Here is a 20,755-nt window from a genome sequence, read left to right as displayed (position 1 = left end):
TGTGTTGAGTTGCTTGCCGAAAGGATGTAGAAGGATGGATACACGTAAACTCCGCTACTTTAAGACGATTGCCGATGAGAAGCAAGTAACAAAAGCAGCAAAAAAATTGCATATGGCTCAGCCCCCACTAAGCCAACAGTTGAAGTTACTTGAGAATGAACTGAACGTTTCACTGTTTGAGCGTCACGGTAGATATTTAGAGTTGACCAGTGCTGGCAAAGCTTTATACAAACATGCATGTAAGATCTTACAAACGATTGATGATGCTGTGCTTGAAACGAAAGCCATTGAGAGCGGTAAGCTTGGCATGTTGAAAATTGGTGTAAATAAATCTTGCTTTTCTTATATGATCCATCCTATTCAAACGCTTCGCCAGATCTATCCAGATGTACAAATTGCTTTGCGTGAAGGGGATACGTATTCACTGACTGAGCAGTTACATCAAAGGGAAATTGAGCTTGCAATTGTAAGATTACCTGTACAGCTTGAACAAATCTCTTCGGTTTCATTACCATCGGAACCTTATGTGTTAGCCATCGCCAAAGATTGGCCTGGCTTAACTAGTACAAAACAGATGAGCATGAAGGACCTTAAAGATCTCCCACTTTTATTGCTTCATCGAATTAGTGGTACTGGTCAATATGAGAAAATTGTAAATGAATGCAAAAGGCACGGCTTCGTGCCTAACGTTGTCTGTGCATGTCCAGATGCCTCTTTACTCATCGCACTTGCTGCAGCAGGCACAGGAGGAACAATTATACCGAAATCCTCATTGTTTGCATTTCATTCAGATGCCCTAGCGATGATTGAATTGACGGACATTGAAATTCAAGCCGATGCCGCCATGATTTGGTCTAGTGATCGTTACGTATCAAAGCAAGCCGAACACTTCATTACGATCGTCAAGGAAGGAATGGGGGAATTTGGACGTATTAGCCAAACTGAAAACCAGTAGCTCGTTCATTCGTTTCACTCGAAGCGAATACATTGACGTCGATTTGATTGATTTACCCATTACTCGATCCGTTCAACGGATCACATTGCACCCTAAAGATTATGACCGTCATAATAACCCTAAAGTCACGTTGCATGAAGTACAGAGAGAACGCTGCATCGCTCATCGTGAGAACATAACAATCCCAATAAATGCGACAGAGCTTTTAGCACGACCTGGTATCGGAATTGTTTTTGATCACGAACCCAAATTTAAAAGCAAAAAAGCAATTCGCGAAGCTCTGTTAGGGGCTACGATTGTGAGCGAATTCCATCAATCACCACATTCACTAAAAGAGCATTCAGAGTCCTTTTATGCGTGTTCAATCGGCCCATGGATTTCGTTAGACAGATGAATTTGAACCATTCAACGGTCTATACGTATCGCAACAACCAGCATATGTTTACTTGGCACCCCGCTGAATTGATTGATGATATCGTTCATGTTCTTGAACAAGTAACAAAGCAGATTCAAATCCAGCATGGAGATCTCTTTATGTTAACCTCAGACAGTTACGCATCTCCATGTAGGGTTCTTGATACGATTGATGTAACCATTGACGGCATCGGAACTCTGCAAAACTCTTTTCAATTTCTTGCCACACGATCAAGTGAAAATCGTTATCGTGCCGAGCACTCTGAGCAATAATACTGCCATACCTCTATACTTTCGTTAACAATCCACGTTCTACACAGAATTGTTTTATGAATTCTTTTTCACCGTGATGCTCGAAATCGACAGTCATCGTGTCACTTTTTATATCAATTATTGTTCCGATCCCGAATTTTTCATGTTCAATTGTCGTATTTGGAAGTAGATCTTCATGTGCCACCGTTGTACCTGCTCGGTGTGGACTCGACACTGTAGAAGGTGCGATCAGCTTCTTAATTTGTGGGAGAAATGGAGATTCCTTTTGGACGCCACCTGACGATAACAATTCAAGATGTTCCCGAGCACGTGTCATTCCAACATAAAACAAACGAACAGCTTCTTCCATTAACTTCGGATCATCGTTGTCTTCTTTTGTCGGAAGAATATCGCGGTTTAAATCAATCATATATACACGGTCAAACTCAAGACCTTTGGCGCGATGAAACGTTGATAAGGTAGGCACGTTCTCTCCTTTATTGAACTTGGACTGTTTCATTTTAGATTCTAGTCGCTTCAGACGCTCAGCAAAACCTTTTAGCGTCTGTTCATCTTCAGCGATTTCCTTTAGTGCATCAAGAATTTCTTTCGCACGATCGACATTTAAACCGAGACGCTCACAGCGCTGTTCCAACGCTTTGCGATATCCAAGATCGTCTTCAACGACTGTGATTGCAGCACTTGGAGAAAGTTTATTAATCTTATCAAATGCACGCTTTGCCTGCTTTAGCTTACTCACTTGATACGCTTCGAGCTTCGTGTTTTGAAGTCTTGCGAAGGCGCATTCTCCCCTACCTTCTTGTAACAACCACTTCATTTGGTCTTTTTTCATGTACGCATTAAACTTTGAATAGATTTGTTCTAATACGTCAACACGACCAGTGTGATACGAAAAGCGCATAAAGTTAAGAAGGTCGGTCGTTACCCAATGACGAAAGAATTTCGTATCGATTTCTTTCATATAGAAGTCAATGTTTAATCGATCCATTGCATTAACAACCGACACCGCTGAATTATTATTACGGTAAAGTATTGCCACTTCATTCCGATTGGTTTGTTCTTTCACCGTATCCATAACATAACGGATTTTGGCTTCACGCTTTTTAAAGTTTTGTACTTGAATTGGTATTCCGATGTCATTGGCGGTATACATCTCTTTTCGGTACCGCTCTTTATTACGTTTTATGAACGTATTGGCAACTTGTACTATCGTCTTTGAAGACCGATAATTCTCAGTCATTGTAAGCACTTGACCATTTGGATATCGACTCTTGAATTCGAGCAAATGACCAACATCGGACCCTCTCCACTGAAAGATCGACTGGTCGTCATCTGCAACGACACAAAGGTTACTTTGAGGCGAGGCAATCTTCTCCACAATCTTATGCTGAACGAGCGAGTTATCTTGACTTTCATCGGTTAATACATAATCGTATTGCTTTTGAAGCTTTTGCAATATCATTTTATCGTGCAATAATGCCTCGTACGCATAGGTAAGCATATCGTCGAAATCCAAAAGCAACGTCTGATCGTCATAGTTACGCTTCCACTCTTCGTAAGCGATATAAATGTCTTTTGCTTCCTTTAACGAACATTTCACTTTTTGTAACTGGTCAGGTTGAATCATACGGTTTTTCACATAACTAATGTACGTAATTAGCGACTCCAGCTCATCCTCGGTTATTTTCTTTCCTGTTTTGTTCGTGAATAGCTGTTGTAGAGCCATTCGCTTATGAAGCCAATGAGGCTCCACATCCCCTTCAATTAAGCGGTAATTGATACTCTTCTTTTGAAAGTATGATTTCACAATACGAAAAGCAAAGCTGTGAATGGTTGAGAATTGAACAGGTCGACTCACTTTATCGTGAAAAAATTGCCGAAAACGCTCCGCCATATCTTCTGCTGCTGCGCGGCTGAAGGTAACTGCCATAATGGACTCAGGCTTCACTTTTTTCTCAAGAAGCAAATAACCAATCTTCATGTTCAGCGTCGTTGTTTTCCCTGAACCAGGTGAAGCGAGTAAGAGCAAGGGCCCGTCCGTCTTCAACACAGCTTGCTTTTGTATATCATTCAACAAAACACCTGTCGATTGTTCCATCTGTTTAAAGTAATCCACGACAATGACCCCTTCTTATACGTGCGATGCTCTAGATCAATAAAAATCAGCACAACCAAAAAAGATGACATCCGACTGTCATCTTTTGGAAAGATTACTTACTGATCATTTTCTTCTCTTCAACTGCTGTCCTAAGATCCCGGTAGACTTTGCCCTCAACACGAATGCCAAGATTAACCATCGTTTGAGCGACTTCTGGGCGTACACCACTGAGAACGGCTTCGACACCAATTAAACGTAATGAATCCATCACTTTAAAGATCTGTCCGGCAACCATCGTATCCACGACACTTACACCAGATAAATCCAAGATTAACGTTCGTAGTTGCAGCTCGGCACTCTTTTCTAGAGCGTTTGACATAAGGTATTGCGCACGCTTCGTGTCGACTTCTCCGATAATTGGAATGACTCCAATATTACTCGTCAATTGGACGACCGGTACCGATAGCTCATCAATTGCGTACTTAGCAGCTTCAATGCTGTTATGGAAGCTCTTCATATACGAACGACTAACAATTTGTACGGCTTCATCGACAACCGCATTGAATTGAGACACGATATGGTAAAAATCTGCGAAAGACATGTCTTGATTCTCTGCCTCATCACGGATAATCTCACCGATCGTATTGCGATAATACGCAATCTCGTGCAGCCCAACATCAAGAGGCAATTGCACTTTTACAAGCTGCTCCGATAATTCACTTCCCCATTGACGAATGTCATCGATCGAATGATCTAATGAAGTTGTCAGTGACTTTGCGTAAACCTCAATTAATTGGACTCGCCAAGGTGTCAGTTGCATGACAATCGTATTATCACTCACGTTCTCATACTGAGGAGGCATACCAGCTAATTCTTCTTTGCGACGTAATACCTCATCCATAATTGGCTTTAGTTCTTTTATCTTGGACATCGCTTCGCACCTTATCCTTTATAGATTCCTATCACTACTTTACCAAAATCTTTAAGTAAGAAACAGGAATTCCTTTGGAAATTTTCTTATCTGGACGATTACGTTGTCAAAACCTTGGTTTACTCTTCTGCAGATTGAACGATTACAAATCCATTTCCTTGAAACTCCATCTGAAAACTTTCGCCACTTCCTCGCCCTAAGAACGTACGATAATTGATGTCGGTACGGATGTTAGGCTCTAAATTCCCTGACCAAGCAACTGTTGTCGTTGGATCGGTCATAACTGGTAGATTTTCCTGAACTTTCAACGTTAAAGGTTCGTAATGCGATGTAATGGCAACAAGCCCCTTACCTTGTAAAACGACATAAAACAACCCGTTTGACATCATCCCCGCTACACGACGCATCATTTTAATATCCCATTCAATACTCGGTTCAAAAGCTAATAAATCATTGCTATTCACAGCAATAACATCGTCATTGAGCTCAAGAATGGTCACTCGCTTCCCTTTATCTGCTAAATGTAATTGTCCCTCACCCGTCGCCTTCATAAGCGTTCCGCCTTCACTCGTAAACGCTTTTTTTAAACATTCGACTCGTTCCATGCTCCAAGAGGCGTTCACGCTCAAACTTGATATCACCTGTGTACGACACCATCGATCCAAGCTTTGCCCAGACCATCTCTTTTAAGTTTACTTCGAGTATACGGGGAGTCTCCAATTGAAAGTACTCATCGTTTTGTTCTTCGACTTCAGTCGCTTCTATGAATTCTTTGATCGAATATTTACTCATTTTTCATTCCCCTTTCCGTTATGTATCTATATCCTTTACTTACCAATTAAAAACCAACTTCATGCAACAGAGACGAAATTTTAAAAGAAAATAGAGATTGAAAAATCAGATTACTTTTGGTAAAGTTTATCCTTGTCAACAATGACTCATCATTTATGAACTTATGAAAGCGCTTTATATTCAAGCGCTGAAAGGGGACATACTCTTGAAAATGATCATTCGCAGTACCGTATTCTTACTAACTTTTGTACTCCTTACGAGCTGTGTTTCAACAGAGCAGCAAACTCATGCAGAGGCAGAAACATCAAGAACATTCGTACTCTCTTCACTTGCAAGCACCCAAAACGGTGCGTGGGAAGGCTTCTTTGTTCCGTGGATGAATGAAGTCGAAGAACGATCTAATGGACGGATTACGTTTGAAATCTACACCGGTCAAGAACTCATTGCTGGTAGCGAAGAGCTTCTTGCACTCCGCAACGGAACGATTGATATTGCTGCCCCTCTTTGGCCTCAATATGACCCAGCACGTTTTCCTCTTACCGAAGTAACGATGTTGCCACTTCTAGATTCCGACACAGTGATTGCCGCCAGAGCTTATGCAGATCTTATTCACTCAACAGAGCCGGTTACTCACGATGGTGAAACATTTACAGAACTCGAATACGGCACGAAGGACTTAAAGGTCATGCCCCATGCACCAACACAACAATATGTCATGTCGACAAAAGATCACCCCCTTGAGAGCATAGACGATTTCCGAGATACTTCTCTTCGTTCACCTACGCGAATTCACGAGATTTTCGCAAGTAAAATAGGCATTAACTCCGTAAGCATGCCTTCAACCGACATGTTCGATGCGATCAATCGCGGTGCATTTGAAGGAGCTTTCTTTAGCGTTGCAGACTGGACTGGGTATGGAATGCAAGAAGTGTTCACGTATACGCTTGAAGGGATTAACCTCGGACACTTCTCAACACTTTGGGCCATGACAGAAGAAAACTGGAACACCATTCCTGAAGACCTACAACAAATCATGGAAGAATCAGCGACAGATCTTATTGATCACGGTGGCGAAGTATGGGAAGCTCGCTCCGAAGTGATTCGTGAAGAAGCCTTAGCAAATGGAGCTGAATTCGTACACGTAGATGACATTGATGACGATGCAAAAGAATACATCGTCGATGGCATGATTGAAACATGGTACACATGGATTGAAGAGCATGAACAAAATGGATTACCTGCGCGTGAAGTAGCCATCCTTTGGCGAGATCTTATTATCAAACATGGTGGCGATGTTCCTGATGAAATTAAAGAACTCTCAGTAGATTGATTGACCGGCAAAAAGCAACAAGAGATCTACATCTAATAATTCATTTTTGAATTTTATTTGCATTTTTTCACCACCACCTCGTGGCTGCTTTTCTATTCACTTCCGTTGATGACTGAAAACATCACTTTTGTAATGTTGGTACAAAACTTGCAATCACTAGAGAACAAAGAATGTAAGCGCTTTATTTATAGGGGGGAGGTACGATGATGCTTCGACGAAAAATGAGTGTCCTGCTCATTTCTTTAACCTTAATTCTAGCAAGCTGTGTGCAAGTTGACGAAGCAACGACAACAACAGACGGTGAAGAACCGATCGAGTTAACGATCTCTTCTCTAGTGAGTTCTCAAAACGGATGGTGGCAAGGATTCTTTTCACCATGGATGGAGGACGTGGAAGAGCGAACTGACGGAAAGGTCGTATTTGATGCATATACGAGCCGAGAATTAGTGCCAACGAATGAAGAGTTACAAGCGCTAAGAAATGGAACGATTGATATTGCTGCGCCACTTTGGCCGCTCTATGACCCAAAACGGTTTCCACTCACTGAAGTGACAGTGTTGCCTTTACTTGAATCGGATACGGTCATTGCTGCACGAGCTTTCGCAGACCTCATTTACTCTAAGGAGCCCATTACTGATGATGGAAAAACGTTCACTGAACTTGAATATGGGGAGAAAGACTTGAAAGTGATTCCCTATTCGCCAACACAACAATATGTCATGTCAACGAAGGATTACCCTTTAGAAACGGTTGAAGACTTCAGGCAAGCGTCGCTTCGCTCCCCGACACGAATTCATGAGATTTTCGCAGGCAAAATCGGTGTGAACTCAGTGAGCATCCCTTCAGCGGATATGTTTGATGCGATTAATCGTGGCGCATTTGAAGGTGCCTTCTTCAGTGTTGCTGACTGGACAGGATACGGGATGCAAGAAGTGTTCAATTATACGTTAGAAGGTATTAACCTCGGGCATTTTTCAGGGGTATGGGCCATGACTGAAGAAAATTGGAACTCGCTACCTGAAGAGGTACAACAAGTCATGGTGGATACCGCTGAAGATCATCTCGATGGGAGTGGCCAGATTTGGGAAGATCGCGCGATTGAAATACGAGAAGAAGCGTTGAACAAAGGAGCAGAATTCGTTCATCTTGAAGACATTGATGAGGATGCACAGCAATACTTGATTAACGGTATGGTCGATACGTGGCACACATGGATTGATGAGCACGAACAAAACGGACTCCCGGCTCGGGAAGTTGCAATCCTTTGGCGTGACTTAATTATCAAACACGGTGGTGACGTCCCAGACGAGATTAAAGCCATCGAATAACAGGGGGTGTACAAGATGCCAATTGAGATTTTCTATTTAGTGATCTTCGCTTTATTTTTAATTTTTTTACTTCTTGGCATGCACATTCATACGGTACTGCTTAGTATCGGTGTTCTAGGCATCATCATTCTTGAAGGACCTTCCTACATCACAACGTTCATGCAAGTTGAACCGTATCGAGTCATTGCAAGTTATACGTTAACGACGATTCCGTTGTTTGTGTTGATGGCTCAGTTTATCGTGCAATCGAGAATTGTTAGTGATTTGTATTTAATTGTCTACAAACTTTCAAAAGGAAAATCTGGCCTTCTAGGTGTCTTATCTGTCGTAATCGGAGCCTTTTTAGGGGGGGTATCTGGTTCCACAACTGGATCGTCTGCAGCTCTTGGACAAGTGGCTGTTCCTGAATTACGAAAACACGGTTTCCGTGACGATATTGCTGGCTCTACGATTGCCGCTGCTGGATCACTTTCTGGAATTATTCCTCCAAGCATCGTCTTAATTCTATACGGTGTCGTTACAGAAACACCGATTGGAACGTTATTTATCGGTGCAATTATTCCAGGGCTTATTATGACAATCGTGATTATTCTCGTAATGCTTTTCTTATACAACCGTGATATTAAAAAGCGTTCCGTCGATATTCTAAACGAACCCGCTAGAACAACAGAAGATTTATCGCTTTCTAGATCTTTAATTGTAATCGGGATCTTCCTTGCCATTATGGCTGTGATCTTCGGGGGAATTTACTCTGGTACGTTTACACCGACGGAAGCTGGCGCAATTGGAGCGATACTCGGATTACTCACTGCCTTTTTCTTAGGAAAAGTAAACAAGCAATTTTTTATCAATTCATTTTCTGGAACAATCAAGATTTCATCAATGGTACTTCTTATCATGGTTACAGCACAAATCTTTGGTCGTTTTATTACGATTTCTCAATTGCCACGGGAATTGATCGGATTTTTAGGTCCGTTAATTGAATATCCGGTATTAATGCTCGTGTTCATTTGTTTCATCTATTTTGTGTTGTTTATGTTCATTGAAGGTGGAGCTGTCATTATTATGGCGACACCAATCCTGTTACCGATTATCCAAGAAATGAACGTTGATCTGTTATGGTTCGGTATTCTAGTTTCTGTTATTTGTACAATCGGTCTACTTACCCCACCTGTCGGCTTGAGTGTATTCGCCGTCTCCGGTGTTACCGGCATTTCCATAGAACGTTTGTTTATTCAAACGAGCATATTTGCCGTTGTACTCGCCATCGTCGTTTGTGGACTTATGATTGCTTTCCCACCAATTGTGACATGGTTACCTAGCTTAATGTAGGAGGAGATTCTAAATGAATGCTGCTTATAAAGGCTTTGAAAAAATTAAGTTTATCGGGCTCATCATTAGCGGCGCAGCGATCTCATTAATGATGATCCTCATTGCGCTTGATGTTCTATTACGTACCGTATTTCAACTACCAACAGTCGGAAGTTACGAAATCGCACAATATTTCCTCATGCCACTTGCGTTTTTCCCAGGGCTCGCCTATGTGTACAGCTCAGGCATTATGCCCAGACTTGAAATGCTCGTTCAAAAGTTCAAAGAGCGTCAGCAATACATCATTTCCATCGCGCTTGTATCATTAGAATTGATCCTCTTTCTCATGTTAACAATCTTTGCCTTTCAGTATGCTTGGGTCGGCTTTGTTGAAGGGGTTGCGTTTAGTATGAAAGGTGCTGTCGTCCCTTATTATCCAGTCTTGTTCGTCATACCTGCCGGTTTCTTATTGCTTACAATTGAGATTTTCTTCGTGTTACTCCAAAACATTCAAACGAAAACAGCTCAACTTCATATCTCTGTGAATAACGCGAAGGAACCGCCATCTATGTAAAAAAAGCGTCGGCACTTATGTGTCGATGCTTTCTTTACGTAAAGATTGATTTAAAAGTAAAAATAAAATTGCCACAAAAAACATAAGCACAGCCATCACAACCCAAGAAGCCGAGTAACTTCCAGTCACATCCGCGATCAGTCCAAACAATGGAGGTCCCAAAATAACACCCCAAGCACCAATGCTCGTTGAAAAACCACTAGAAAGTCCCGCTTGCTCTTTGGGTACGATCTCAGTTGCGGCGTTCATCCATAAGCCGTTATATCCCGCCAGACAAAACCCGAGCATGAAGATAATCAGAACGAGAATTAGTAGATTTACACCTTCAGATAAAGCAGCTAACGTTACAAACCCGAGTGTAGAAATGGTCGCAATCATGCAAAGAATAATCATTCGGTTGCCTTGAAACAATCGGTCACTGACCATGCCCCAAATGACACGCCCCAATGAACCTCCAACTTCGGAAATGACCAACAACATTCCAGCGAACACAATCGAGACGAGCAAATGATTGGTCGCATACAAAATCAGATATGTATTTAACGACATTTGACTAGCACTTAATGTCATCGCACCGATAGTTAATAACAATAACCGACGATTTGAAAACATAGATAGCAGCTGTTTTGTGATCCGTTGATTCTTCATTTTCGGCATAGAAGCGACAGCATCGCGATAATAGAAATAACAGATGAGCCCACCAATGATTAAGACGAGTGAGGACACAAACAATACAGGTCGCCAATGAAACATTTCTGATAACGGCACGAGTAGAAATGCTGCCAACGCTGATCCGACCGTCACACCCATTTGTTTAATGCCCATCGCCGTTCCCCGTTGCAAAGAATCGAACCAGTACAAGATCCCCCGCGTAGACACAGGATGATACGCCCCGTAACCAACTCCGCCAATCGCCATCAAAATGAGGACGAGCCAAAACGGCGTTGCAAACGATACTAATGAAAAACTAATCCCTAATACGAGTGTGAGGACGAGCAGTAGACGCCTCGTTCCAACACGATCAACAAATACACCAAACGGAATAGATGCTACGAACTGACCAAAGAACAACGCTGCAGGCAGCATTCCAATTTGTGCATTCGTAAGCTGTAGCGACTCGCCAATAAACACGCCAAGTGGCGAAACCCCGCGCCCAACAAACGCAATTAAGATTTGGGCGATGAGTAACCAAATGAGCATCCGCCACGGATTCATCGGCTTGCCCGATGCTGACTCAACATCTTCATCTCTTTTTCACCTCACGATGGAACCACCACCCTAGCAAAGTGGTTTAGAATTCTCGTTCACTATCATCCGTCTCCTCTTCGAACCGTTCGTCGCTACGAAATATAATGAAAAGTGACGCAATAACGCCACCTAAAAGAGAAAAGCCCCACAATTGATACTGAATAAAAATTTCTACATGGTCTTCACCCAATAAGATATAAGGCATAACCAAGCTATACATTGTTATTGTCGCTACTGCAATTACTGTAGTAGGAATCATCTTAATAATAATATGACGGTTATAAAATACTCGCCAAATAGTAACAAAGAAAGGCGTGTGATGATCCCATACAAATTGGAACACGAAAAGCGGAGTAAGGAAAATCCAAATGAATAAGTAATAAGCGATCACTTCATAGAATTCAACCCATAGTGGAACAAAATGAAGACCGAATAAAAAGATTAGTATAAACGCTAAATCAAATTTTTTCTTTCGCACGCGCTCTCCCCTCTCTTCAACTTCAGTTACACAACAAATTCTACATACACAATAAAGACATATTCATTCGCTTGAATCATCTCTTGCAATCCTTCTTCTTCATACCAATTGCTATTCATCTGTGAGCTGGTGAAGTTCACAAATAAAGGACTACGCTCTCCAATGACAATTTCTTCTGCAACGGCGGCTCCGAGTCCTTCTTCTGTACCTGTAAATGAGGCTGTTCCTTTATACGTTCCTCCAATTTTCTCTTCATCCATCGTGCGAATCATTAGTTCAATCTCACGGTCAATGCCTGTTTCTAAATCATTAAAAGCAAGCATCACATCATCATAATCGCCAATTGAACGATCTTCACTAAGTCCGATGGCAATAGATCTAGTTAGATCATCCACAATCGAGCCGTTCTCCCACACTTCATAACTTAAGGCGATCTCTTTCGTATCCGCAGGCAAATCTTCAACAGAAAACAGTACATGTTGATCCAAAATCATTGGTAGATAATAGTTCTCTTCTGCCGTCTGTTCCCGAGGTGACACGGTTGCTTCTTCTTGCTCAACTGATTCGCTGTTGCAAGCGGTCAATACGACAACAACAGCCAACAAAAACCAATAACGCATTGTCCATTCTCCTCCACCGATAATTCATAATAGTATAAATCCAAAGACGGTAACTGCATTCCCATTCATGCTACACCCTTTTATTAACAATTCATAGAGAAATTAACGTCGATGCCAGCACTCACCTTGCATTTGCACAAAACAGAAGACGGTGTTACACTAAATTGACCAAATGAACAAAACGGTCAATTGTGTAAGGAGAGGTTATACCGATGATTGCGAACAAGCGCCAATCCATTATGGATGCTGCCAAACATGCTTTCTCCTTATTCGGATATAAAGGGACAACCGTTGCTCACGTTGCGAAAGTCGCACACGTTGGAAAAGGAACGATTTATACGGAATTCACGAATAAAGAGCAACTGTTTGAAGCTGTGATGGATGAGTTAATTTACGACGTTGAGTTGCAGTTTCACAATATTATGCAACGTGACGGCAAAACATTAGACTTATTGCATGAAGCACTTTATGGTGTCTTACGTTACCGCAAAGAACATAAGTTACTTGCTCAGCTTACTGAAGAAGTAAACGTCTTTGGAACACAAGAGGCACATATGGCGATTGCTCGGGTTGAAGAGCTCATTTTGAAACAAATTGAACGTGTCGTTGAACGGGGAGCAAACCGTCGCCGTTTACTCGTAACAAATCCGAAAGTGACCGCATTTACCATTTATAAATTGTACATGGCGTTTATCGTGGATTGGGAACAAAATGAACCGCCATTAAGTGAGCGAGAATTATACGACGTTTTCAAAAACCATATTTTTGACGGCATCGCTATTCGTCAACCATAGTAGCGATGTTTTTTTTACAATAAAATGACCATTTTAACGAATTGGTCAAATAGTTTTGGAGTGAGGGTATGAAAGGATTTCTAAATGAGTGGAAAGCCATTCTTAAAAACAAAAAAATGAGCATCGGCATTCTTGGAATTATGGTCATTCCAGTCTTGTACGGCGGTCTTTTGCTTTGGGCATTTTGGGATCCATACGGAGAAATTGAAAATTTACCGGTTGCGATCGTTAATGAAGATACAGGAACAGAAGTTAATGACGAATTCATTCATGCAGGGGATGAATTTGTTGAGACGCTATTCGATGATGAATCCTTTCAATTTGAGGTGACAGATTACGAAACTGCCCAACAAGGGTTAACTGACTTTGACTATTACTTTTTTGTTCATGTACCAGAAGACTTTTCTGAGCACGTCACTTCTGTACAAAACGATCATCCTGAACAAGGTGTGCTTTATTATGAAATCAATGAAGACATGAACTTTGTCAGCAGCCAACTTGGTTCACAAGCGATTACGCAAATGGAACATGAGTTATCCCAAACGCTTACAGAGTCTTATGTCGAAGTCGCTAATGATGCATACAGCACGTTACTTGAAGCCGTTGTAGACCTTCGTGACGGGGCTTTAGAAATTGCCGATGGCACTGAATCTGCTTATGAAAATATGCATTCGCTCGTAAACGGTCTTTCTGATTTAGAAGTTGGTGCAAATACGCTTCATGACGGCATCCAAGAAGCAGCCCTTGGCACGGGTCAACTTAAAGAAGAAATCGTTCAGTTTAATCATCGTTATGAGACGAGCGATGAGGGTAATCAACTCATCGAACGACTTGATACGTTGGAACACGAAGTACAACAGGCGTTGCGTTATCTGGAGAGTGAAGACTTTGCAAATCTGAGGCAGTCTTTACAATCACTCGAAACAGAATGGCAAAACGTGCGCAACACACTTCATGACGCTCAGTCTACGTGGAGCGAATGGGAACACACATTAAATGAAAATCAACAAGCAATCACAAATGCAAGCAACCTTCTTGAACAAATTGAACGCATGAATGACGGATTACAACAAGCCAATTCAATGGTTACTGATCGACTGTACTTGTTAGATGAACAGATCGACCAGTGTGAGAGTGAAGAAGAAGTGTGTGCACATTTAGAAGAACTCTCTCACTCACTTACGCAGTTATCCGCAGACCTAGAAGAACAGACTACGAATGTCGACACGGCTGTTGACTCCATTCGTTCAACGTATGACGAAGTTTCCACTACGCTGATCACCGGGCAACAAGAAATTTCGGAGTGGGTCGATGATGTTAATGCGAGCTTTACACAGTTAAATAACAGCTTACCTCAAGAGCTTGGCACAGGTAACTTACAACAAATGGATCTTTTTGATGAGATTACAGCAACGCTTTATACGCTTGAACATGCGTTATCTCAGACAGATGCCATCATTAAAACCATTGAAACTACTTTAAATGAAGCAACTGAAGCCGTTTCCGAGCTTCATGCTGGTCTTGAACAACTCGACGAAGGTTCAGATGAGCTAACGTACCAAATGCACCAAGCCAAAAGCGGTGGCGAAGAAATTAAAAAAGGAATCCAAGACTTAGATGACGGTGCACATGAGCTTCATGAACACTTGACGACCCTTTCTGATGTGTTACTTGACTATGAACTTAATGAAAATCAACAAGCGTTATTGAGTTCACCAGTACAATCCGCTTCTGAAGGCGTCCAACAGGACTACTCATACGGTGAAGGGCTTGCTCCTTACTTCTTGTCGTTAGCACTTTATGTAGGCGGTCTTACTTTATCCATTATTTATCCGTTCCGAGATCCCCTCGCCGCACATGAGACCGGGTGGCAATGGTTCTCTGGAAAGCTAGGAGTCGTATGGACAGTAAGTACGGTGCAAGCCGCTGCTCTACTCGCCGTCGTATTTTGGGGCTTAGATTTGAGCATTTCAAATCCGATTTTATTTAGCTTGTTTTTATGGTTCTCAAGTCTTGCGTTTATGGCATTAATTTTGATGCTCGTAGCGATTCTTGATAACCCTGGTCGTTTTATCGGTATTATACTTCTGATTATCCAGCTTGGGGGAAGTGGCGGTTCATTCCCTGTTGAACTCGTACCAGCACCTTTTCAGTGGGTACACGAATGGTTACCGATGACGTATACAGTCCTGGGTATGCGTGCAACAGTTCACATGGACCGACCTGAACTTTTGTATGAAACGTGGCCACTTGTCGTTATGATGGTCATAACACTTACGCTTACGTTCTTGTATTTCCATCTTAAGATGAAGAAACAAAACAAAAAAGCCGATTCAACTTCCGTTGAAGAACAGCCCGCCTAACAGTGCGGGTTGTTTTTTTATTACTCACCGAATGTTTTTTACTGAGAATACAATGTTTTAATCCAATTTAAACAACACTACATTTTTCCCATTTATATTGAAACCTTCTTCCTGTATGATTGGGTTTTGTTATGGTCGTATTGGTCTATGACTGATACACACGTGAAGACGTAATCTTTTAGGAGGATTTTATGAAAAAGATGAAGCTTTGGTTATCGTTGTCCACATTCGTCGTAGTTCTAGCCGCATGTAATGATAGTGATGCTGACACGAGTACAGAAGTTGAAGACGTAGAAAACGAAGCAGAAACTGAAGTTGACGCTGACGAAAATGCTACCGAAGAAGAAGCAACAGAGGCTGATGGTGAAGCCGAAGAAGTTATGCGACTTTCTTACGAGGCGATGGAATCACTTGAAAGTTATCGTGGTGTCATGGACATTGCCCAAACGATTTCATTTGACGGTGAAGAAATGCCTATGGACTCAAAAATTGAAATGGACGTCATGATGGACCCGATGATGTTCGCTCAAACGATTACGACTCCTGACCCGATGACGGGCGAAGAAGTGGAAATCGAACAATACATGGATGAAGACGGCATTCTTTACATGTTCGAACCGATGATTGATGAGTGGATGAAGATGGATCTCCTCGGTGATGACCTCATGAGCATCGAAGACTTAGAAATGTCACCACAAGAACAGCTTGAGATTCTTGAACAATTTACAGAAAACATTACCTTGTCCGATGAAGGCGATCAATACGCACTAAGTGTAGAAGGCTCAGGAGATGACTTGATTGAGTTTTCGAAAGAGATCGTCGCAACGCAACAAAACGATGAGATGATGGCTGAACAAATGGAGCAGTTATTTAATGAAATGACGATCAATACGTTTGACTACGTCATGTACATTAACAAAGATACGTACTACCAAGAAGGCATTGAAATGAACTTTGAGATGGAAATGACTGAAGAAGGTGAAACGATTTCCATTAATCAACAAATGAACGGAACGTTCTCTGACTTCGACGGAATTGATACCATTGACATTCCAGAAGAAGCCATCGAAAATGCCGTAGATATTGAAGAATTCCAAGCTGAGATGGAAGCACAAATGGAAGCTGAATTCGAAGATATGGAACCAGAAGAAGAAGCTGACGAAGAAGAAAGCGATGATTAATAACAAATACTCTGTGCCACGGGGCACAGAGTATTTTTCTTTTAACCTTCTTTACTCTTCTTAGTAATCATCTTCATCCTCTTCGTTTACTACTTTACAAAGGCGAATTACTTCATAAATAGCATTCATCTGCAATCGATTCCGCTCCGAGATGTATTCTCTTGCTTGTACAGCTGATTGCTTTGCCTTTTGCACACTATGGTGCTCTACCGCCTGAACGATTTCTCTCATCTGATCAATAAAAAAGACCGTCTTTCGCATCGTTCGTAACAATAAAATTTGACGCACGTGGGTAGACTGATAAATCCGATACCCATTCTCAAGGTTACGTTTCGGTGTAATGAGCCCTTCCTTTTCCCAATGGCGAATCGACGATGGGAGGACATCGGTAATTTCCGCCACTTCCCCAATCGTCATCTCTTCTTTTACGGTACCTTTTAACGTTAATGGAAGTTCCGGGTTTCGTAGCATTTCAAGCGTCTGATCCGTCGTCATTTTTTCATATTGAAGATCTGCTTGCGCTTTATTCATGCGCCAAAATGCTTGATCTTGATTGCCGTTCTTAATATCTAATACCACTTCGCTCGTCAATGCATGACCGAATGCTGGGAACATCGCACGTAAGCAACGGAAATAGGCTAAATGAACATCGGTATATTTGCGATAGCCATTCTCAAACCGCTCAGGCTTCGGTACAATTCCCCACGATTCATAATGTCGCAAGGCACTCGTACTGACCCAACAATTCTTGCAATCTCAATTGGCTTATACACTTTCATCTCTTCTTCCCTCACTTAGAACCTTAAAGTACCATGACAATGTTTTTATTATATAGCAAGAGATTGATCACTGAAAGTTCCCTACTTGCATTACTGTTATATGATTGGTCTTGCACATCAACTTCTAGGAGGTCTTAAATGAGTAATTCAATCCGTATTGAAGGCGCTCGAGAGAATAACCTAAAAAACATCACGCTCGAAATCCCCAAAAATCAATTTGTTGTCGTAACCGGACCATCCGGATCAGGCAAATCAACGCTCGCCCTCGACTTGTTGCAACGTGAATGCCAACGACAATATTTAGAATCAAGTGGTTTGTCTGCAGAAGCCATTCAAAAACCTAAAGTCAATCGCATGATTGGGTTGTCACCATCGATTTCTATTGGTCAGCACGTGACAAATCGCAACCCTCGTTCAACAGTAGGAACGGTTACGGACTTGTATACGTACCTACGTCAAATCTTCGCACAAAAAGGGGAAATGACTTGTACAAGTTGCCATCAAGTCTTACCTGCGCGTGCAAGTGGTGAACAAGCTTCAACCGTTACTTGCCCTCATTGCAACGCTTCGCTCCAAGCGTTGACAAAAGCTGATTTCTCATTTAATACAATGGACGGTGCTTGCCCGACATGTACGGGACTCGGCACCGTCGTCAACATCGACCTTTCACTCGTATTCGAGCAAACGAAAAGCTTACAAGAAGGTGCTGTTACCTTTTGGCACCGTTCAATTATTGATCATTATGTCCACTCAATTGTAAATGCAAGTAAACAGTACGATTTAACGATTACAGGGGATAAACTTCTTCAAGATTATACGGAAGCTGAATGGCACCTGGTTTTATATGGCACAGACAGTGATACGTTCATCCAACACTTCCCAAATGTGAAACCGCCAAAAACTGTTGCAAAAGGGAAATTCGAAGGAATCATCACCGGGATGTGGCGAAGGTATCATGAAAAAGATGGAAAATCTGCAGAGGCTGCACTTTTTTACAGCCATACGTGCTCCCATTGTCACGGTGAGCGCCTTCGTGAAGATGTAAGACAAGTCACCGTACAAGGAAGGCGGTTACCAGAGTTATCACTTGCCCCCCTTCATGATGTACTCGACTGGATTCATCATGTAGAAACGGTTAATGAGGAAGCTGAAGATGAACTTCTTTACACCGTCACGAATGATTTCCGCGTACGCTTACAACGAATCATTCATGTCGGACTCGGCTACCTAACCTTGGATCGCCAAGCGATCACTTTATCAGGTGGAGAATCTCAACGACTAAAGCTAGCTTCAATTTTAGGTTCTGGACTAACGGGCGTCCTTTATATACTTGATGAACCGACCGCAGGTCTTCACCCAAAAGATACGAGCGGATTAATTTCGATAATGAAACAGTTACGAGATTTAGGAAATACTGTGCTCGTTATTGAACACGATGAACTCGTCATGCATGAAGCTGACCACCTCATTGACATCGGACCCGGCGCTGGAAGAAAAGGCGGAGAGGTCGTCGGACAAGGAACCGCCCAAGAACTCATGCAAAACTCTTCCTCCCCAACGGGAAAGTTATTAAATCAAAAGCAATCACTTCCTGCAAGACGACGAAATGGAAATGGAAACTATGTCACCATTACAAATGCGAATGCGAACAACTTAAAAAACGTCACCGCAAACATCCCACTCGGAACGATCACAAGCGTTACTGGTGTGTCTGGTTCGGGAAAGTCTACGCTTGTGTTTGATGTACTTGCGAAAAACAAAGGCTGCGAAAAGATCGTTGGCTAGATGAAGTCGACCATGTTATTCAAGTTGGGCAATCCCCGTTAACACGTATGCAGCGTTCAAATGTAGCAACCTTCATGGACTTATTCACTTTATTACGTACTCAATTTGCGGCACAGCCAAAAGCAAAAGAACTTGGTCTAAAAACGAAAGATTTTTCATTTAATACTGTTGGTGGCAGGTGTGAACAGTGCGAAGGACTCGGGCAAGTTGATGTGAACTTAAGTTTCTTGTCCGACATGAAAGTTACCTGCCCAAGTTGTAAAGGGCAACGTTTTCAAGATCATGTCCTTTCTGTACAATTCAAAGAACATTCAATTGCTGACTTTCTCAATTTAAGTGTTGAACAATCGATTACGTTTTTTGAAACGAAAAGCAAGATGAACACATTACTTCAACTTCTAATCGATGTTGGCTTGGGCTACTTAAATTGGGGACAAGCACTTACAACCTTATCAGGCGGTGAAGGACAGCGATTAAAGCTCGCCAAAGAATTGAGCCAAGCAAAGAAAGGTCATACTCTGTATTTGCTCGACGAACCGACAAGCGGTTTACACATGACAGATATTAAACACTTGCATACGTTACTTTCCAAACTCGTTGATGCGAATAACACCGTTGTTGTCGTTGAGCATCATACGATGATGATTGAAAGTAGCGACTGGGTGGTTGATCTTGGACCATCAGGAGGTGATCAAGGAGGAGAACTGATTGCCACTGGAAAACCAGAAGAAATTGCCAAACACCCTGACTCAATCACTGGACAGTTTCTTTTTCAGTGAACGTCTGAGCAACTTACTCGCTTATAAACGGAAGGCATATCCAACTCCATTCGTTTACGTCTTCTTGACGTAGCCTATTACAGGAGGAGCTAGCAAGAAAACATTTACTTTGTTTCAACGCTTTTCATTTCGGGAACTTTATGTAAAAGTAGAAGAGGAATTCAACATCAAAGAAGGGGGGCGGATTCCGTGGATCTTATCACCATCATCGTCATCGCAATCATGGTCATTTTCGTTTTCCCACTCGTAATGAGAGGCGTTGGCTGTTTAATTCGTTCCATTGCTAGCTTCGTCTTAATCGCTGGTGCGATTGTTTTGTTAACGACGTTCTTATAATCGGGCTTACGTTGTTCGAACAAAGAATGCAATGCACAACCGACAATATAAAAGAAAGACTCTCCGTAACCAAAGTGGCGGAGAGTCTTTTTTCTTACTCTTGTGGATCTATATGAGTATAGCTCCATCGTTTGGTACGACAACTTGGGTTAGCTTTTGAACAGGTGCGTAATCCAGCGGAGCTCGCTTACATAAACCCAAAAGTCACTACTTCGCTGTTACAACGAAGGGTTTTCTACTTGCCCGATCAAGCTCACATCATACTGCACCTGTCTTGCACCACCTACACTCCTCTTGCTACACCATGCCCAGCTCTTGCACCACCCTACACTCTTCTTGCTACACCATGCCTAGTTCTTGCACCACCCTCCACTCCTCTTGCTACA

The 20,755-nt window shown here is 42.1% G+C and carries 19 protein-coding genes and 1 pseudogene; 13 read left to right on the top strand and 7 right to left on the bottom strand.

Going from position 1 to position 20,755, the window contains the following annotated elements; translation table 11 throughout:
* The first annotated feature begins 34 nt into the window (after positions 1 to 34).
* From JCM19038_RS11170 to JCM19038_RS11160, 3 genes are read left to right on the top strand one after another with little or no spacing between them, the layout of a single operon-like run.
* The gene (locus JCM19038_RS11170) at positions 35 to 955 is read left to right on the top strand and encodes a LysR family transcriptional regulator (protein ID WP_042417893.1); all 921 of its coding nucleotides are present in this window, start codon (positions 35 to 37) and stop codon (positions 953 to 955) included.
* Positions 924 to 1,349, top strand: a complete 426-nt coding sequence (locus JCM19038_RS11165) for a hypothetical protein (protein ID WP_042417890.1) — start codon at positions 924 to 926, stop codon at positions 1,347 to 1,349. Before JCM19038_RS11170 ends, JCM19038_RS11165 begins: the two co-directional genes overlap by 32 nt.
* Positions 1,346 to 1,642 (top strand): hypothetical protein, encoded by a 297-nt coding sequence (locus tag JCM19038_RS11160; RefSeq protein WP_042417888.1) that lies wholly within the window; start codon positions 1,346 to 1,348, stop codon positions 1,640 to 1,642. The genes JCM19038_RS11165 and JCM19038_RS11160 overlap by 4 nt, the downstream gene beginning before the upstream one ends.
* Positions 1,643 to 1,655: 13 nt before the next feature.
* On the opposite strand, the gene JCM19038_RS11155 is transcribed toward JCM19038_RS11160, so the two are convergent.
* The 3 genes and pseudogenes from JCM19038_RS11155 to JCM19038_RS11145 all read right to left on the bottom strand — a co-directional run bounded on the left by JCM19038_RS11155 (position 1,656) and on the right by JCM19038_RS11145 (position 5,463).
* Positions 1,656 to 3,758 carry an ATP-dependent helicase gene (locus tag JCM19038_RS11155; protein ID WP_052361507.1) on the bottom strand — a complete coding sequence of 701 codons (2,103 nt, stop codon included), beginning with the start codon at positions 3,756 to 3,758 and terminating at the stop codon, positions 1,656 to 1,658.
* A 94-nt stretch (positions 3,759 to 3,852) separates the two neighbouring features.
* On the bottom strand, positions 3,853 to 4,671 hold the full coding sequence (locus tag JCM19038_RS11150; protein ID WP_042417886.1) for an STAS domain-containing protein: 819 nt from the start codon (positions 4,669 to 4,671) through the stop codon (positions 3,853 to 3,855).
* Between the two features lie 119 nt (positions 4,672 to 4,790).
* Positions 4,791 to 5,463, bottom strand: a pseudogene (locus tag JCM19038_RS11145) (AIM24 family protein).
* 211 nt (positions 5,464 to 5,674) lie between these two features.
* Here JCM19038_RS11145 and dctP (JCM19038_RS11140) point away from each other — a divergent pair.
* The 4 genes from dctP (JCM19038_RS11140) to JCM19038_RS11125 all read left to right on the top strand — a co-directional run bounded on the left by dctP (JCM19038_RS11140) (position 5,675) and on the right by JCM19038_RS11125 (position 10,006).
* Positions 5,675 to 6,793, top strand: a complete 1,119-nt coding sequence (dctP, locus tag JCM19038_RS11140; RefSeq protein WP_042418251.1) for a TRAP transporter substrate-binding protein DctP — start codon at positions 5,675 to 5,677, stop codon at positions 6,791 to 6,793.
* A gap of 203 nt (positions 6,794 to 6,996) precedes the next feature.
* Positions 6,997 to 8,121 carry a TRAP transporter substrate-binding protein DctP gene (gene dctP, locus JCM19038_RS11135; protein ID WP_042417884.1) on the top strand — a complete coding sequence of 375 codons (1,125 nt, stop codon included), beginning with the start codon at positions 6,997 to 6,999 and terminating at the stop codon, positions 8,119 to 8,121.
* 15 nt (positions 8,122 to 8,136) lie between these two features.
* Entirely contained in the window at positions 8,137 to 9,453 is a 1,317-nt protein-coding gene (locus tag JCM19038_RS11130; protein ID WP_042417881.1) for a TRAP transporter large permease, read from the top strand.
* 13 nt (positions 9,454 to 9,466) lie between these two features.
* Positions 9,467 to 10,006: a TRAP transporter small permease gene (locus JCM19038_RS11125; RefSeq protein WP_042417878.1), complete on the top strand. Its 540-nt coding sequence runs from the start codon at positions 9,467 to 9,469 to the stop codon at positions 10,004 to 10,006.
* 15 nt (positions 10,007 to 10,021) lie between these two features.
* Here the strand turns inward: JCM19038_RS11125 and JCM19038_RS11120 are convergent, their stop codons facing one another.
* The 3 genes from JCM19038_RS11120 to JCM19038_RS11110 all read right to left on the bottom strand — a co-directional run bounded on the left by JCM19038_RS11120 (position 10,022) and on the right by JCM19038_RS11110 (position 12,352).
* Complete coding sequence (locus tag JCM19038_RS11120; protein WP_042417876.1) at positions 10,022 to 11,221, bottom strand: MFS transporter; 1,200 nt, start codon at positions 11,219 to 11,221, stop codon at positions 10,022 to 10,024.
* A 76-nt stretch (positions 11,222 to 11,297) separates the two neighbouring features.
* Positions 11,298 to 11,732 (bottom strand): hypothetical protein, encoded by a 435-nt coding sequence (locus tag JCM19038_RS11115; protein WP_042417873.1) that lies wholly within the window; start codon positions 11,730 to 11,732, stop codon positions 11,298 to 11,300.
* Positions 11,733 to 11,758: 26 nt separating this feature from the next.
* Positions 11,759 to 12,352, bottom strand: a complete 594-nt coding sequence (locus JCM19038_RS11110) for a hypothetical protein (protein ID WP_042417870.1) — start codon at positions 12,350 to 12,352, stop codon at positions 11,759 to 11,761.
* 212 nt (positions 12,353 to 12,564) lie between these two features.
* On the opposite strand from JCM19038_RS11110, the gene JCM19038_RS11105 reads away from it, so the two are divergent.
* The 3 genes from JCM19038_RS11105 to JCM19038_RS11095 all read left to right on the top strand — a co-directional run bounded on the left by JCM19038_RS11105 (position 12,565) and on the right by JCM19038_RS11095 (position 16,690).
* Positions 12,565 to 13,146, top strand: a complete 582-nt coding sequence (locus JCM19038_RS11105; protein WP_042417867.1) for a TetR/AcrR family transcriptional regulator — start codon at positions 12,565 to 12,567, stop codon at positions 13,144 to 13,146.
* Between the two features lie 68 nt (positions 13,147 to 13,214).
* Entirely contained in the window at positions 13,215 to 15,509 is a 2,295-nt protein-coding gene (locus tag JCM19038_RS11100) for a YhgE/Pip domain-containing protein (protein ID WP_042417864.1), read from the top strand.
* A gap of 191 nt (positions 15,510 to 15,700) precedes the next feature.
* Positions 15,701 to 16,690 (top strand): DUF6612 family protein, encoded by a 990-nt coding sequence (locus tag JCM19038_RS11095; protein ID WP_042417862.1) that lies wholly within the window; start codon positions 15,701 to 15,703, stop codon positions 16,688 to 16,690.
* Between the two features lie 60 nt (positions 16,691 to 16,750).
* Here JCM19038_RS11095 and JCM19038_RS11090 read toward each other — a convergent pair whose 3' ends face one another.
* Positions 16,751 to 17,413 (bottom strand): MerR family transcriptional regulator, encoded by a 663-nt coding sequence (locus tag JCM19038_RS11090; protein ID WP_238554389.1) that lies wholly within the window; start codon positions 17,411 to 17,413, stop codon positions 16,751 to 16,753.
* Between the two features lie 194 nt (positions 17,414 to 17,607).
* Here JCM19038_RS11090 and JCM19038_RS11085 point away from each other — a divergent pair, with 194 nt between their 5' ends.
* From JCM19038_RS11085 to JCM19038_RS22850, 3 genes are all read left to right on the top strand, one after another.
* Positions 17,608 to 19,254, top strand: a complete 1,647-nt coding sequence (locus tag JCM19038_RS11085; protein ID WP_307190009.1) for an ATP-binding cassette domain-containing protein — start codon at positions 17,608 to 17,610, stop codon at positions 19,252 to 19,254.
* A gap of 74 nt (positions 19,255 to 19,328) precedes the next feature.
* Entirely contained in the window at positions 19,329 to 20,033 is a 705-nt protein-coding gene (locus JCM19038_RS25025; RefSeq protein WP_307190008.1) for an ATP-binding cassette domain-containing protein, read from the top strand.
* A gap of 189 nt (positions 20,034 to 20,222) precedes the next feature.
* Positions 20,223 to 20,369, top strand: a complete 147-nt coding sequence (locus JCM19038_RS22850; RefSeq protein WP_169966280.1) for a hypothetical protein — start codon at positions 20,223 to 20,225, stop codon at positions 20,367 to 20,369.
* Positions 20,370 to 20,755 lie beyond the last annotated feature (386 nt).

The sequence above is a fragment of the Geomicrobium sp. JCM 19038 genome, assembly GCF_000698125.1.
GTDB lineage: Bacteria > Bacillota > Bacilli > Bacillales > Marinococcaceae > Geomicrobium_A.
Note: the sequence above shows the minus strand (reverse complement) of the source record. Positions and strands in the feature narration are given on the sequence as shown.

Bases quoted from the DNA above. Each gene is read 5' to 3' on its own strand.
- JCM19038_RS11095 (WP_042417862.1), top strand. From the start codon at position 15,701: ATGAAAAAGATGAAGCTTTGGTTATCGTTGTCCACATTCGTCGTAGTT.
- JCM19038_RS25025 (WP_307190008.1), top strand. From the start codon at position 19,329: ATGGACTTATTCACTTTATTACGTACTCAATTTGCGGCACAGCCAAAA.
- JCM19038_RS11085 (WP_307190009.1), top strand. From the start codon at position 17,608: ATGAGTAATTCAATCCGTATTGAAGGCGCTCGAGAGAATAACCTAAAA.
- JCM19038_RS11125 (WP_042417878.1), top strand. From the start codon at position 9,467: ATGAATGCTGCTTATAAAGGCTTTGAAAAAATTAAGTTTATCGGGCTC.
- JCM19038_RS11120 (WP_042417876.1), bottom strand. From the start codon at position 11,221: ATGAATCCGTGGCGGATGCTCATTTGGTTACTCATCGCCCAAATCTTA.
- dctP (WP_042417884.1), top strand. From the start codon at position 6,997: ATGATGCTTCGACGAAAAATGAGTGTCCTGCTCATTTCTTTAACCTTA.
- dctP (WP_042418251.1), top strand. From the start codon at position 5,675: ATGATCATTCGCAGTACCGTATTCTTACTAACTTTTGTACTCCTTACG.
- JCM19038_RS11170 (WP_042417893.1), top strand. From the start codon at position 35: ATGGATACACGTAAACTCCGCTACTTTAAGACGATTGCCGATGAGAAG.
- JCM19038_RS11130 (WP_042417881.1), top strand. From the start codon at position 8,137: ATGCCAATTGAGATTTTCTATTTAGTGATCTTCGCTTTATTTTTAATT.
- JCM19038_RS11100 (WP_042417864.1), top strand. From the start codon at position 13,215: ATGAAAGGATTTCTAAATGAGTGGAAAGCCATTCTTAAAAACAAAAAA.
- JCM19038_RS11150 (WP_042417886.1), bottom strand. From the start codon at position 4,671: ATGTCCAAGATAAAAGAACTAAAGCCAATTATGGATGAGGTATTACGT.
- JCM19038_RS11105 (WP_042417867.1), top strand. From the start codon at position 12,565: ATGATTGCGAACAAGCGCCAATCCATTATGGATGCTGCCAAACATGCT.
- JCM19038_RS11110 (WP_042417870.1), bottom strand. From the start codon at position 12,352: ATGCGTTATTGGTTTTTGTTGGCTGTTGTTGTCGTATTGACCGCTTGC.
- JCM19038_RS11160 (WP_042417888.1), top strand. From the start codon at position 1,346: ATGAATTTGAACCATTCAACGGTCTATACGTATCGCAACAACCAGCAT.